The sequence below is a fragment of the Shewanella putrefaciens genome, assembly GCF_016406305.1.
Classification (GTDB): Bacteria; Pseudomonadota; Gammaproteobacteria; order Enterobacterales; family Shewanellaceae; genus Shewanella; species Shewanella putrefaciens_C.
In genome coordinates this window covers 2,113,110-2,128,225 of sequence record NZ_CP066369.1, presented here as the reverse complement: position 1 = coordinate 2,128,225, position 15,116 = coordinate 2,113,110, and the positions used below count along the sequence as shown (strand labels likewise).

Annotated in this window: 11 protein-coding genes; 6 read left to right on the top strand and 5 right to left on the bottom strand. The window is 48.6% G+C overall.

Translation table 11 applies throughout. The features are described 5' to 3' along the window. Positions 1-48: 48 nt before the first annotated feature. Genes JFT56_RS09215 through JFT56_RS09195 form a run of 5 tightly spaced genes read right to left on the bottom strand, consistent with a single transcriptional unit; the run spans position 49 to position 4,105 of the window. Positions 49-636 carry a cytochrome c3 family protein gene (locus JFT56_RS09215; protein WP_198783322.1) on the bottom strand — a complete coding sequence of 196 codons (588 nt, stop codon included), beginning with the start codon at positions 634-636 and terminating at the stop codon, positions 49-51. Positions 637-644: 8 nt separating this feature from the next. Next, positions 645-1,130, bottom strand: coding sequence for a nitrate reductase cytochrome c-type subunit (locus JFT56_RS09210; protein WP_198783321.1), 486 nt, complete (start codon positions 1,128-1,130; stop codon positions 645-647). Between the two features lie 10 nt (positions 1,131-1,140). Then, positions 1,141-3,630 carry a nitrate reductase catalytic subunit NapA gene (gene napA, locus JFT56_RS09205; protein WP_198783320.1) on the bottom strand — a complete coding sequence of 830 codons (2,490 nt, stop codon included), beginning with the start codon at positions 3,628-3,630 and terminating at the stop codon, positions 1,141-1,143. 2 nt (positions 3,631-3,632) lie between these two features. Continuing rightward, a complete protein-coding gene (locus JFT56_RS09200; RefSeq protein ID WP_007648114.1) occupies positions 3,633-3,890 on the bottom strand; it encodes a chaperone NapD in 258 nt (85 codons plus the stop codon). A gap of 44 nt (positions 3,891-3,934) precedes the next feature. Further along, the gene (locus JFT56_RS09195; protein WP_198783319.1) at positions 3,935-4,105 is read right to left on the bottom strand and encodes a periplasmic nitrate reductase, NapE protein; all 171 of its coding nucleotides are present in this window, start codon (positions 4,103-4,105) and stop codon (positions 3,935-3,937) included. A gap of 627 nt (positions 4,106-4,732) precedes the next feature. Here JFT56_RS09195 and JFT56_RS09190 point away from each other — a divergent pair. From JFT56_RS09190 to JFT56_RS09165, 6 genes are all read left to right on the top strand, one after another. Beyond that, on the top strand, positions 4,733-8,449 hold the full coding sequence (locus JFT56_RS09190; RefSeq protein ID WP_198783318.1) for a nitrate reductase subunit alpha: 3,717 nt from the start codon (positions 4,733-4,735) through the stop codon (positions 8,447-8,449). Positions 8,450-8,470: 21 nt separating this feature from the next. Further along, on the top strand, positions 8,471-10,006 hold the full coding sequence (gene narH / locus JFT56_RS09185; protein WP_198783317.1) for a nitrate reductase subunit beta: 1,536 nt from the start codon (positions 8,471-8,473) through the stop codon (positions 10,004-10,006). A 2-nt stretch (positions 10,007-10,008) separates the two neighbouring features. Beyond that, positions 10,009-10,728, top strand: a complete 720-nt coding sequence (gene narJ, locus JFT56_RS09180) for a nitrate reductase molybdenum cofactor assembly chaperone (protein WP_198783316.1) — start codon at positions 10,009-10,011, stop codon at positions 10,726-10,728. 11 nt (positions 10,729-10,739) lie between these two features. Continuing rightward, positions 10,740-11,429: a respiratory nitrate reductase subunit gamma gene (gene narI / locus JFT56_RS09175; protein ID WP_198783315.1), complete on the top strand. Its 690-nt coding sequence runs from the start codon at positions 10,740-10,742 to the stop codon at positions 11,427-11,429. A gap of 75 nt (positions 11,430-11,504) precedes the next feature. Further along, complete coding sequence (locus tag JFT56_RS09170; protein ID WP_198783314.1) at positions 11,505-12,266, top strand: peptidylprolyl isomerase; 762 nt, start codon at positions 11,505-11,507, stop codon at positions 12,264-12,266. 54 nt (positions 12,267-12,320) lie between these two features. Beyond that, the gene (locus JFT56_RS09165; RefSeq protein WP_198783313.1) at positions 12,321-14,984 is read left to right on the top strand and encodes a nitrate/nitrite transporter; all 2,664 of its coding nucleotides are present in this window, start codon (positions 12,321-12,323) and stop codon (positions 14,982-14,984) included. The last annotated feature ends 132 nt before the right edge of the window (positions 14,985-15,116 follow it).

Sequence of the window (15,116 nt, the reverse complement as noted above, 5' to 3'; positions counted from 1 at the left end):
CAAGTGTGGAATGCACTTGGCCTTAGGGCGATGATCAATATGGCAAGGTTAGAAGCCTTCCACCCCTTTCATATCAGGGAGGTGGTGGGCAATGCCCTTATGGCAGTCGATACAGGTTTTTTCTCCGCTCGCCAGCGAGGTGGAGTGCATCTGCGCCGCCCGAGGTGATTGGCGAGTAAAGTCCATATAGGTAAAGTTATGGCAGTTTCGACACTCTAAAGAGTCGTTTGCCTTTAACCTTTCCCACTCGTGCTCCGCCAGTTCACGACGTTTGCTTTCAAACTTCTCACGGGTATTAATAGTACCAAACACTTTGCCCCACACTTCCTTGGATGCCTGCATCTTGCGGGCGATCTTATCGGTCCAATTGTGTGGCACATGGCAATCGGGACAAGTCGCACGCACACCACTGCGGTTAGTGAAATGGATAGTCGTCTGTAACTCTTGGTAGACGTTATTTTCCATTTCGTGGCAACCGATACAGAAAGCTTCTTGGTTAGTGGCTTCAAGCGCGGTGTTAAAGCCCCCCCAAAAAATCACCCCCGCCACGAAACCACCTAAGGTTAAAAAACCTAGACTGTAGTGCACACTCGGGCGATTGAGTACTTGCCAGATTTTTTTCAGTTTATCTAACATGCTGACTCCTAGTGTTTTTTCTGCTCAGTGTTGGCTTTAATAAGATGTTCCATATCCACAAAGTTGTTTTCGACTAGGAGTTTGGCATCTAACTGCGGCACATGGCATTGAGTACAGAAATAACGACGCGGAGAAAGCTCGGCTAAAAAGTTATTATCCCGATCCATATAGTGTGTCACGCTGACCATAGGCGCTTGGGAGTCACCGGTGCGGCTTCTCGCATGGCAGGCCATACATTTATTCACTTTAAGATCCAATTGATAACCATCAATTTTATGGGGGATCACTGGCGGCTGCATCGGGTAATTACGCACTTCTTTAACATCTGTGTTGCGTACCGTTTGCATCGCCGGTGGCGTAAGCTCGACATCGATCGGCGCCTGACGCAGGGTATCGATTTTCTCATCGGGAACACTGGCTGCCGAGACGCTGCCAATAAAGACTAAGCCCTGTGCGAGTAAGCCCAATGTTGAGACTAATTTGAATGTTTTCATCCTGTACTCCTTATACCTTGACGATCTTCACCGCACATTTCTTAAAGTCAGTTTGTTTTGACAAGGGATCTGTCGCATCTAAGGTGACTTTATTAATGAGCTGGCTAGCATCAAACCAAGGTACAAACACCAGGCCAACGGGCGGTTTATTACGGCCACGGGTTTCGACTCGCGTCTTGATCTCCCCACGGCGTGACACCACTCGCACTTCATCGCCACGGCGAAGGCCACGTTTTTTGGCATCCTCTGGGTGCATAAAACACACGGCATCCGGGAAGGCGCGGTAAAGCTCGGGCACACGTTGGGTCATAGAACCCGAATGCCAGTGCTCAAGCACACGACCCGTGGATAACCAAATATCATATTCTTCATCCGGAGACTCGGCGGTTGGCTCATAGGGCAGCGCAAAAATCACCGCGCGGCCATCGGCATGTCCATAAAACTCAAAGCCTTTACCCGCTTTAACATAGGGATCGGCTCCCTCGCGGAAACGCCACTTAGTTTCTTTACCATCGACCACGGGCCAACGTAATCCATGGGCTTCGTGGTAAGCCTCAAAGGGCGCTAAGTCGTGACCATGGCCACGGCCAAAGGTGGCGTATTCTTCGAATAAACCCTTCTGAACATAAAAACCAAAGTGTTTCGCTTCGTTGTTCAGATACTTAGGATCGGTATCCGTCAGTGGGAACTTGTCAACATTGCCGTTTTGATACAGCACTTCGAACAGGGTTTTACCCTTAAACTCAGGGTTAGCGGCAAGCACGTCCTTCGGCCAGACTTCGTCCGTGGTAAAACGCTTGGAAAATTCCATCAATTGCCACAGATCCGAATGGGACTCACCCGGTGCCTGCACCATTTGGTGCCAGAACTGGGTACGACGCTCGGCATTACCATAGGCGCCCTCTTTCTCGACCCACATCGCCGTTGGCAGGATCAGATCCGCCGCCTGGGTAGTGACCGTTGGATAGGCATCCGATACCACAATAAAGTTGGCTGGGTTGCGATAGCCTGGTAGCCCTTCTTCATTGATATTAGGACCGGCCTGCATATTGTTATTCACTTGCACCCAATAACAGTTCAAGTCGCCATCTTTTAAGCGGCGGTTTTGCTCGACGGCGTGGTAACCGGGTTTAGGTGGAATGATACCGCTAGGGATCTTCCAAATGTGTTCGGCGTGTTTTCTGTGCTCAGGGTTAGTGACCACCATATCGGCGGGTAAACGATGGGAGAAAGTGCCCACTTCACGGGCCGTACCACAGGCTGACGGTTGACCCGTCAATGAGAATGGGCTGTTACCCGGGGTAGAAATTTTACCCGTCAGTAAGTGGATGTTATAAATCAGGTTGTTACACCATACACCGCGGGTATGTTGGTTAAAGCCCATGGTCCAGAACGAAGTGACTTTCGTATTTGGATCGGCATAGAGCTTCGCCAGTTCGATTAACTTATCCTCTGGAACACCGGACAGTTTACTGACTTTTTCAACCGTATAATCGGCCACAAACGCCTTGAATGTATCAAAATCAATTGGGGTTGAATCCCCCGCCGTTTTGACGTTTTTGGCTTTCTGTTCAAGCGGATGGGTTGGACGTAAACCGTAGCCTATGTCTGTCGTGCCCTGGCGGAAGTTAACGTGCTTTTTAACGAAGTCCCAATTCACTTTATCGTTCTGAATAATATAGTTAGCGATAAAGTTCAACACGGCTAAGTCGGTTTGCGGGGTGAACACGATCGGCAAATCGGCTAAATCGAAGGATCTATGTTCGAAGGTGGACAACACAGCCACTTTCACATGGGGTGCACTCAAACGACGATCTGTCACTCGGCTCCAGAGGATAGGGTGCATTTCGGCCATATTCGAGCCCCACAGCACGAATGCATCGGCCGCTTCCATATCGTCATAGCAACCCATAGGCTCATCGATACCGAAGGTACGCATAAAACCGACCACAGCCGACGCCATGCAGTGGCGCGCATTAGGATCGATATTGTTCGAGCCAAAGCCCGCTTTCATCAACTTAACGGCGGCGTAACCCTCCCATACTGTCCACTGGCCCGAGCCGAACATGCCGACTGCGGTTGGTCCCTTGGCTTTGATGGTTTCTTTCCACTTTTGCGCCATGATGTCAAAGGCGCTGTCCCAACTGATAGGTGAGAATTCGCCGTGCTTATCGTATTTGCCATCGGTCATTCGCAGCATAGGCGTAGTCAGACGATCGCTGCCGTACATGATTTTCGACAGGAAATAACCCTTGATACAGTTCAAGCCACGGTTGACTTCACTGTTGGCATCGCCGTGGGTGGCCACGACTTTGCCATCGCGGGTGGCGACAATCACGGAACAACCCGTGCCGCAGAAACGGCAAGGCGCTTTGTTCCATTCGAGTTTAGTTTGTTCTGAGCTGGTAATTAAGTTGCTTGCGCCCGCGGGCAAGGCTAAGCCTGCGGCACCGGCCGCGGCGATCACCGCGTTGGCTTTAATAAAATCGCGTCTGTTCATGTTCATTCTTCACCCTCTTCGAGCGTTTCACTCTGGTGGTAAACCATAGTGGCGGATAGGACGCCAGGAATGGCATTGATCTTTTCTATGCCGTCCATCAAGGCGCGTTGGGAATCGCCTTCAAGTACAACGACCAATTTCACATCGTTATTTACGGAAAGTTCGGCGTTTTCAATCGTCATTATGTGTTGCCTAACGTCTGCCATTTTCTGCGGCAATACTTGCACCACTAAACTGGTGATATGAAGTTCTTTGCTCATCCGACATTCCACTCTATTGCATTGTTGTTATTGTTGTTTTTAGCTTAGCCAGCACCCGGTGGGCCAGTAAGAATTTGGCTGAACCAAATCGCAAAACCTAGGCCACTGACCAGTAATACGGACAATATCGGTGCTAATAGCACGGTTAAAAAGAGGAAAATTTTTAATTCTAAGCGCTTACTATCACTTGCTTCATCACTGGTTTGAGTTGTCATAATCTCTCCCAAATTTCTGCATAAACATGCTGTTATCCACGCGGCTGCGATCCACTTAACTGTCTCGTTCCACCGTAAATCCCCCTTAAAATCGATGTAACACGAGCCAATTTTGAAGCACAAAATCAAACACATTTTTGTCACATTGTTTTAGCTTTTATCATCATAGGAGACTTTAGGTGAAAAGCCTCTTCCTCTAAGTAGGTATTTGCCTATAAGCGTGATCTCGATCCACAAACGGCATTCACACAAAGCCACCTCGCTCACGCCCTACCCAGCAACCGATTAAGGCCATGATTAATATCTATACAAGTACCGATATCCAAGCCTTCTAAGTCACTGAAATTGCGCTATGGATATGGCGCAACCCCTAGGTACTCACAAAGGGATATTCTTCACAAAAACAATTATTTATTGATCGCGATCAACATTCAGCCATGTGACTAGCGTCAGACTTTGCGCACAAATCCAACCAAAATCATCCATAAAAAACACAAAAATTAAACAATTAGAAATGGTTTCTAACCAACACCAAATCTATCCATAGAGTCAGGCAACGAGTATTGCTTTTGCGTCAATTAGCATTCTCTGTTGAGAGCAGTATCGCATCAGGAGTTTATTAATAAAATGAGTCACTTACTCGATAAATTGCGTTTTTTTAAGACCCGTCAGGAACCGTTTGCCAACGGCCATGGCGTTACGACTGAGCAAGACAGAACTTGGGAGCAGGGTTACCGACAACGCTGGCAGCACGATAAAATTGTGAGATCCACCCACGGCGTTAACTGTACTGGTTCCTGTAGCTGGAAAATCTATGTCAAAAATGGCTTAGTCACCTGGGAAACCCAACAAACCGATTACCCCCGCACCCGTCCCGATTTACCCAACCATGAGCCCCGTGGCTGCCCAAGAGGCGCGAGTTATTCTTGGTACATTTATAGCGCTAACCGACTGAAATACCCAAAAATCCGCCAACAACTGATGAAACTTTGGCGGGAGGCAAAGCAGCGCTATGCCGATCCCGTCGATGCTTGGGCTTCGATTGTTAATGACCCAGTTAAGGCAAAAAGCTACAAAGAGCGCCGCGGTTTAGGGGGATTTATTCGTGCCAGTTGGGATGAAGTCAATGAGATCATTGCCGCCTCTAACGTGTACACCACTAAGGCCTATGGTCCGGATCGTATCGCAGGCTTCTCGCCCATTCCGGCGATGTCTATGGTGTCCTATGCTGCGGGTGCTCGTTACCTGTCCTTAATCGGCGCGAACTGCCTCAGTTTCTATGATTGGTATTGCGATTTACCCCCAGCATCACCGCAGGTTTGGGGCGAGCAGACTGACGTTCCAGAATCCGCCGACTGGTATAACTCCAACTACATCATAGTTTGGGGCTCAAACGTGCCTCAAACCCGTACCCCCGATGCTCACTTTCTGAGTGAAGTGCGTTACAAGGGCACCAAAACCTGCGTTATCACCTCGGATTATTCCGAAGCCTCTAAGTTCGGTGATACTTGGCTAGCACCACGCCAAGGCACAGATGCCGCGCTGGCGATGGCATTTGGCCATGTGATTTTGCAAGAATTTCATGTGAATAACCCAAGCACCTATTTCACTGATTACGTTAAACATTACACCGATATGCCCATCTTGGTCATGCTTGAAGAAAGCAATGGGCACCTCACCAGTGGCCGCTTCCTGCGAGCCGCCGATCTTGTTGATAATCTTGGCGAAACAAACAATCCTGATTGGAAAACTATTGCAATTGATAGCCAGGGAAAAATGACCAGCCCTAATGGTTCTATCGGCTATCGCTGGGGCGAAAAAGGCAAATGGAATTTAGAGCAGAAAGATCGCCATGGCGATATTGATGTGCTATTGACCCTTAAGGATCAAAGCGATGAATTTGCTCAAGTTGCCTTCCCCTACTTCGGCGGCGCGCCCCACGAGTATCAATATTTCCAACACACTGAACACAGCGACATCCAGTTACGCAAAGTGCCCGTTAAAACGGTACAACTGGCGAATGGCAGCCAAGCCAAAGTGGCCACAGTATATGATCTTATGTTGGCCCACTATGGCGTAGATAACGGTATTGGTGATGACCAGCGCGCCAGCTCATACGATGACAATGTGCCCTACACTCCCGCGTGGCAGGAAGTAATCACAGGCGTGAAACGTGCCGATGTGATCCGTGTCGCTACTGAGTTTGCTCGAAATGCCGATAAAACGCAGGGACGTTCAATGGTTATCGTGGGTGCCGCGCTTAACCACTGGTACCACATGGACATGAACTACCGCGGCCTGATCAACATGCTGATGATGTGTGGCTGTGTCGGTCAATCCGGCGGCGGTTGGGCCCATTATGTCGGCCAAGAAAAACTTCGCCCACAAACGGGTTGGACACCACTGGCCTTTGCTCTCGATTGGCAACGTCCTCCTCGCCATATGAACGGCACTTCGTTTTTCTACAACCACTCTAGCCAGTGGCGCTACGAAAAATTGAATATGTCTGAAATCATTTCGCCACTCGCGCCTAAAGAAAACTGGACTGGTAGCATTATCGATTTCAACAGCCGCGCCGAGCGCATGGGCTGGTTACCTTCTGCGCCACAGTTAGGGACTAACCCACTGCACCTAACTGCCAGCGCAAAAGCGGCAAACCAGACGGTTGAACAATATGTCGTATCCCAGCTTAAAACGGGCGATCTGAAATTTGCCTGTGAGCAACCCGACGATCCGAAAAACTTCCCACGCAATATGTTCATTTGGCGCTCTAACCTGCTGGGCTCCTCCGGCAAAGGCCATGAATATATGCTGCGCCATTTCCTCGGCACTAAGCATGGTTTACTCGGTAAAGATCTGGGGGATTTTGGCGGTAATAAGCCTGAAGACGTTGAATGGAAAGAACAAGGGGCTGAAGGCAAGGTTGATCTGTGGGTAACCTTAGATTTCCGTATGTCAACGACTTGTTTATATTCAGATATTGTCTTACCAACCGCAACTTGGTACGAAAAAGATGATATGAATACCTCGGATATGCATCCCTTTATTCACCCTCTTTCGGCCGCTATTGACCCTGTGTGGGAAGCTCGCTCGGATTGGGACATCTTCAAGGGTATTGCCAAGGCATTTTCTAAGGCCTGTAAAGGCCACTTAGGTGTAGAGCAAGATCTTGTCACCATTCCAATGCACCACGATACCCCAGGTGAACTGGCACAACCCTACGATGTGAAAGCCTGGTGGAAAGGTGAATGTGAACCTGTTCCGGGCAAAACCATGCCGCACTTGACTATGGTTGAGCGTGATTATCCCAATACCTATGCCCGTTTTACCTCCATAGGACCACTACTGGAAAACATAGGTAACGGCGGAAAAGGCATTAGTTGGGATACTAAGGATGAAGTCAAACTCCTACGTCAACTCAATTATACCCATACGGATGAAGGCGTTAATAAAGGTTTAGCTAAGTTAGATACCGCCATTGATGCCTGTGAAATGATCCTCGCACTCGCCCCAGAAACCAACGGCCATGTTGCAGTGAAGGCCTGGGAAGCCCTAGGTGAATTTACCGGTTTAGATCACACCCACTTAGCCAAGCCTAAGGAAGAAGAGAAAATTCGTTGGCGCGACATTGTTGCCCAACCACGGAAAATCATCTCCTCGCCTACTTGGTCTGGCCTAGAGGATGAGCATGTGTCCTATAACGCGGGCTACACCAACGTACATGAGCAAATCCCTTGGCGCACTATTACTGGCCGCCAGCAGTTTTATCAAGATCACCAATGGATGCGTGATTTTGGTGAGCAGCTCTGTACCTATAAGCCGCCGATCAACTTAAAAACCGTTGCTCCAGTACTAAACAAAAAGCCTAACGGCAATAAAGAAATCGTCCTCAACTGGATCACGCCACACCAAAAATGGGGTATCCACAGCACCTATTCGGACAACCTGTTGATGCTGACCCTGTCCCGCGGTGGCCCTATCGTCTGGATGAGTGAAACCGACGCCAAAATTGCCGGTATCGAAGATAACGACTGGATTGAAGTCTTCAACGTTAACGGGGCGATTGCTTGCCGCGCCGTGGTCTCCCAGCGAGTCCCCGAAGGCATGAGCATGATGTACCACGCCCAAGAACGTATCGTAAACGTACCAGGTTCAGAAATGACCGGCACCCGTGGCGGGATCCACAACTCAGTCACCCGCGCCGTGATGAAACCTACCCATATGATTGGTGGCTATGCCCAACAAGCCTATGGCTTTAACTACTACGGTACTGTCGGTTGTAACCGCGACGAATTTGTTGTTGTACGTAAGATGCACAACGTCGACTGGTTAGACACTAAATAAGATTTGAGCAAGGAATAAGTTATGAAAGTTAGAGCCCAAATAGGCATGGTACTCAATCTCGATAAATGTATCGGTTGCCACACTTGCTCCATTACCTGTAAAAACGTTTGGACCTCCCGCGAAGGGGTTGAATACGCTTGGTTTAATAACGTCGAAACCAAACCTGGTATTGGTTTCCCTAAAGAATGGGAAAACCAAGATAAATGGAATGGCGGCTGGAAGCGTAACTCGGCAGGTAAGTTAGAACTCAAAATCGGCGGAAAAGTCCGATTATTGGCCAAGATCTTCGCCAATCCAGATCTGCCGGAAATCGATGACTACTATGAGCCATTCGATTTTGACTACCAATATTTGCACACGGCGCCCGATAGCCAACATCAACCCGTTGCCAGACCACGTTCACTGATCACAGGTCAGCGGATGGAAAAAATTGATTGGGGTCCAAACTGGGAAGAAATTCTCGGCACTGAGTTTGAAAAACGTAAGAAAGACAAAAACTTTGACAATGTGCTGCAAAAAGACATCTACGGTCAATTTGAAAAAACCTTCATGATGTACTTGCCACGCCTGTGCGAACACTGCTTAAACCCAGCGTGCGTCGCCTCGTGCCCTTCGGGCTCGATTTATAAGCGTGAAGAAGATGGCATAGTGCTCATTGACCAAGATAAGTGTCGTGGCTGGCGCATGTGTGTCTCCGCCTGCCCCTACAAAAAAATCTACTTCAATTGGAAATCAGGCAAATCAGAAAAATGTACTTTCTGCTTCCCACGTATCGAAGCTGGGCAGCCAACCGTATGTTCTGAGACCTGTGTAGGCCGTATTCGTTATCTTGGGGTATTGCTCTACGACGCCGATAAAATCGAAGCCGCAGCTAACACGCCAAACGATAAAGATCTCTATAAAGCACAATTAGATATCTTCTTAGATCCTAACGATCCTAAGGTGATTGAAGCCGCCCGTAAGGAAGGGATCAGTGATAATTGGATCAACGCCGCCCAGCGCTCGCCCGTCTACAAAATGGCGATCGATTGGAAGGTCGCACTGCCGTTACACCCTGAGTATCGCACCCTTCCAATGGTGTGGTATGTGCCACCATTGTCACCAATACAAACGGCGGCTGAGGCTGGGCATATCGGTATGAATGGCGAAATCCCCGATCTGAAATCCCTGCGGATCCCACTGCGTTATCTCGCCAATCTATTAACGGCGGGTGATGAAAAGCCGGTAGTGGTGGCGCTCGAACGTATGCTAGCCATGCGCGCCTTTAAACGCGCACAACAGGTCGACAAAGTGGAAGACTTAGAGGTGTTAAAACAAGTCGGCCTCACGCCTGTGCAAGTTGAAGAAATGTATCGCTACATGGCGATTGCCAATTATGAAGACAGATTTGTCGTGCCAAGCAGCCATAAAGTCTATGCCGAAAATGCCTACGATATGAAGAGCAGCTGTGGCTTTAGCTTCGGTAATGGCTGTGGCGATGGCAACAATGGGGTCAACTTATTTGGCGCCAAAGCGGCAAGCGTACGCCAAGTTATCCCTGTGACACTGGAGAAGTAAACATGAAAATATTAAGTGTCATTTCAATGTTACTCGATTACCCGCAGCCCGAGCTGATTGAGGCTCGGGCCGAGCTCGCGCGGATCATCGACCAATCACAGCTAAATGCACAGCATAAAGCCGCGGTTAATCAATTTATTGAGCAACGCTTCAGCAGCGACCTGATGGACTGGCAAGCAGAATATGACGGTTTATTTGAACGGGGTCGTTCCCTATCCATGCTGTTATTTGAGCACATCCATGGCGAGTCCCGGGATAGGGGCCAAGCTATGGTCAATCTGCTAGCCCAATATCACCAGGCTGGACTGGATATTAGTGCCAAAGAATTGCCCGACTATATTCCCTTATACCTTGAGTTTATGTCGACCCAAGGCCGCGAAAATGGTCGTTATGGATTGGAAGAGGTGGCTCATATTTTTGCGCTGTTGGCATGCCGGCTCGAAAAACACCAATCGAGCTACGCGGATTTATTCCATGCCCTGCTGAGTTTAACCGAGATCCCTTTAGATCTTGATGACTTACGTGAGCAAATTGTTGACGAAAAGCCCGATAACACCCCTAAAGAGCTCGATAAGGTCTGGGAAGAAGAAATGGTCAACTTTATGGATAACGCCCAAAACAGCTGCGCCACCCAGCGCCCGACCGAAACCCAACGACGGGATCAACATATTCCACTGAACACAGAGCTATTGCGCCCAAGCGGCAATAGTGAACGACTGTAAGGAGCGCATCAATGAGTCACTTTTCAATCTTTGCCTTTGGGATCTATCCCTATATCGCCATGGCAGTGATGTTTATCGGCAGTTGGATACGCTACGACCGTGAGCAATACACTTGGAAGACGAGTTCGAGTCAATTACTGGAAAAACGACAACTCCACCTTGGCAGTGTGTTGTTTCATCTGGGGGTTATCGGCATCTTCTTCGGCCACTTTGTGGGCCTATTAACCCCAAAGGCAGTCTGGCATGTCCTCGGCGTGAGCACTGAGTTTAAACAACTCCTTGCTATGGGCGCTGGTGGTCTGTTTGGGTTAATTTGCTTTGCGGGATTAACCATACTGATCCGCCGCCGTTTATATAACCCAAGAATACGTGCGACCAGTAAGCCTATGGATATCATCATTTTATTGATGTTATATGCGCAGCTTATCCTGGGGCTGATTTCAATTCTGGTGTCAAGCGGTCACCTCGATGGCGCCGAAATGCTTAAATTAATGTCGTGGGCTCAAAACATCATGATATTCAATAGCATGGCTGCGGTTGAAGCGATTGATGATGTCAACATCATCTTTAAACTGCACGTGATACTTGGCATGACACTCTTTGTTGTCTTCCCATTTAGCCGCCTGGTGCACATGCTCAGCGCACCACTGCAGTATCTTGGCCGTCAGCACCAAATCGTTCGTCGTAAAGTGAGTCGCTAACTCAATACGTACCCTGGCATCCCAATGCCAGGGTACAGCGCCTTGCCTGAATCTGCATAAGTAGAGAACAACACTATGATCCGAGTCAACCACACCGATATCACCGAAGAACAAGTCCTGATGGAAATGCAATATTTCCCCGCAGCAACCCAAAGACAAGCCATGTTAGATGCGGCCCAAAGCTTAGTGATTGGCGAGTTATTACGCCAACGTGCAGCGGCACTCTCCCTGCCCTTATCCCTCGACGAAACCAGTGGTAAGGAAGATTATCTCGAGCAACTCATTGAACGTGAAGTCATCATTCCACAGGCGAGTGATGAGGAATGTCTGCAGTATTTCCACCAAAATCCACAGCGTTTTAAAACATCTCCCCTGATCGAAGCCAATCATATCTTGATTGCCGCCGCAACCGACGATGCCAAGGCCAGAGTAGAAGCTAAGCTGTTAGCCGAACAAATCATAGAGCAACTCAAACAGCAGGCCGATTTTGCCACACTCGCCCAGCAGTTTTCTGCCTGCCCGTCAAAAACTATGGGGGGAAATTTAGGCCAACTCAGCCGCGGCCAAACGGTCCCAGAATTTGAACGACAACTGCTCAGTGCGACAACGGGCCTACAGCCCTATCCGATTGAAAGCCGTTATGGATTTCATGTTGTTGATATAAAAAATAAAATTGATGGATTACCCCTACCTATCGAAGCGGTTAAAGCCAAAATTAGTCAATATCTGAATGAGAAAGTCCGTCAAAAAGCGATTGCCCAATATATTCAAACCCTGATCGATGCCGCCACGATTGATGGCTATGACTTCGACACAAATCGACAATCACTTCTCTAATAAAACAATAAAATTAGACACTTAATACAATGCTAGTCATGTCGGAGTATTCAAATGAGTAGTCAAGCACTAAACGTAAGGAATGGGCAATACCGGGCCCTATGGCTTACGACCATTGCCTTTACACTCTGTTTTGCCATTTGGACCATTTTCTCCATTTTAGGGATCCAAATTAAAGCAGAGTTATCGTTAACAGAAACACAAATGGCGCTGTTAATGGCCATTCCCATATTGAGTGGTTCCCTCAGCCGCATTCTGCTCGGGATGTTTACCGAGCGATGGGGAGGACGGATTGTTTTTAGTACCATAATGTACCTTGCCGCCATATCCGCTTACTGGCTCAGCATCGCAGATAGCTACAATATGCTGCTTATCGCAGGGGTTGGGATCGGGCTTGCTGGGGGAGGCTTTATCGTCGGTGCGACCTACGTCGCCGCCTGGTTCGAAAGCCAAAAACAGGGCGCAGCCCTCGGCATATTTGGTGCGGGTAATGTGGGCGCAGCGTTAACAACCTTTGGCGCGCCCTTTTTATTGGGCCATTTTAGCTGGCAAGAAACGGCGCAAATCTATGGTGTGATCCTTGCCATCTTTGCCACCCTTTATTTCGTTTTCTCAAAAACCGAGCCCCGTCGCCTAGGCAATTTCACCCCGCCCAAATTCAGTGAACAATTGGCATTACTGCATGATATTCGCATCTGGCGCTTTGCTTTATATTACTTTTTCGTTTTTGGTGCCTTTGTTGCCCTCGCCCTCTGGCTGCCCCATTACCTGATCAATGTGTATGACGTTTCACTGGTCACTGCGGGTATCCTCACCTCGCTTTATATTATTCCAGGTTCACTGTTTAGGATTTTAGGGGGATTTTGGTCGGATAAATACGGCGCTCGCCGGATCATGTATTGGACGCTCGGGGTCAGTACCCTGTGCACTTTTCTACTCAGTTACCCGCCAACCCACTACAACGTCACAGGGGTGAACCAGGTTTTTGAATTTAATTTTCACATTTCTTTACCTGTCTTTGTGCTCTTTATCTTTACCCTAGGTTTTTTTATGTCCTTAGGTAAAGCCGCAGTATTCAAGCACATACCTACTTATTTTCCGGGTAACGTCGGCGTAGTCGGTGGTCTGGTAAGTATGGTGGGTGGCATAGGAGGTTTCTTACTGCCGCTGACCTTCGGTATGCTCAATGATGTGATTGGCATTTGGCAAAGCTGCTTTATGCTGCTGTTCGTCATCTGCGCCATCTCCCTTGCGTGGATGCATTTTGCTATCCGTAAAGCGGAGAAAATGGAGTGGGCCAGTGGCCAAACCGTTAAAAACCTACCTGAAATGGCCACGCCCGATGCCTTTGTGCTACACGATTGGCAACCGGAGAATAAAGACTTTTGGGAAAACAAAGGGAAAAAAATCGCCAGACGTAATCTGTGGATCTCTATTCCTAACTTATTTCTCGCCTTCGCGGTCTGGTCTATTTGGAGCATTATGGTCGTCAAAATGCCCAAACTCGGATTTAGCTACAGTCCGAATGAATTGTTCTGGCTTGCGGCGTTGCCTGCCCTATCGGGCGCCACCCTGCGCATTTTCTATGGCTTTATGGTGCCTATATTCGGTGGTCGCCGCTGGACAGCACTGTCAACAGCCTCATTATTGATCCCCTGTTTATGGATGGGCTTTGCACTCCAAAATACCGAAACGCCCTACCTTATCATGCTGATCTTAGCCTTGCTCTGTGGCTTAGGGGGCGGAAACTTCTCCTCCAGTATGGCGAATATCAGTTTCTTTTATCCTAAGGCGGAAAAAGGGACGGCATTGGGTCTGAACGCTGGGCTGGGGAATTTAGGGGTTTCGGGCATGCAACTCTTTGCCCCGTTAGTGATTTCTGCCAGCGTCTTTGGTGGCCTAGAGGGAGCGCCGCTGACACAAGTCATGGCTAATGGTGAAAATCAGGCCATTTGGCTGCAAAACGCGGCCTTTGTTTGGGTACCGCTGATTATTATCTGCACTATCGCCGCTTGGTTTGGCATGAATGATATTACCGATGCCAAATCCTCCTTTAAAGAACAGGCCGTGGTATTTAAGCGTCGACATACATGGCTTATGTGCTGGTTATATATGGGCACCTTTGGCAGTTTCATCGGTTTTGCGGCGGGCTTCCCCTTACTCTCTGGGATGTTATTCCCTGAGGTAGATCCTGTTAAATTTGCCTTTATTGGCCCACTTGCCGGCGCACTGGCAAGACCCGTCGGCGGTAAACTGGCGGATATCTTCGGCGGCGCTAGGGTAACCTTAGTCAACTTTCTCTTTATGGCGATTGGGGTCTGTGGCGTATTATTTTTCCTACCCAACTCGGGTGAAAGTGGTAATTTCTTCGGCTTCTTCGCCATGTTTGTGCTGTTATTTATCACCACAGGCATAGGCAATGGCTCAACCTTCCGCATGGTGCCAGTGATGTTCTTGACCCTAAGGCAAAGAGCACTCGGTAAAGGCATGGAAAGACAGGCAGAAATCGAAGGAAACCGGGAGTCTGCCGCGGTACTCGGATTTATTTCAGCAATAGCAGCCTATGGCGGATTTTTTATCCCTAAGGCCTATGGCACATCGATGAGTATAACTGGCGCGGTAGACACCGCCCTCTATGGATTCATTGTCTTTTACGCCAGTTGTGTGGCGATAACTTGGTGGTTTTACGCCCGCCCCCGTGCGGAGATCAGTTGCTAAACGTTAGCTAACTCATTGTAGGCACACGGTATATGCTGTGTGCCTACAAGCAAAATGGCTGTTTTCCTCAAAATAGAGAGGTTCCTATTTTGAGGAAAACGTTAGGCTTTTTAACGGCCTCAAGATCACGGC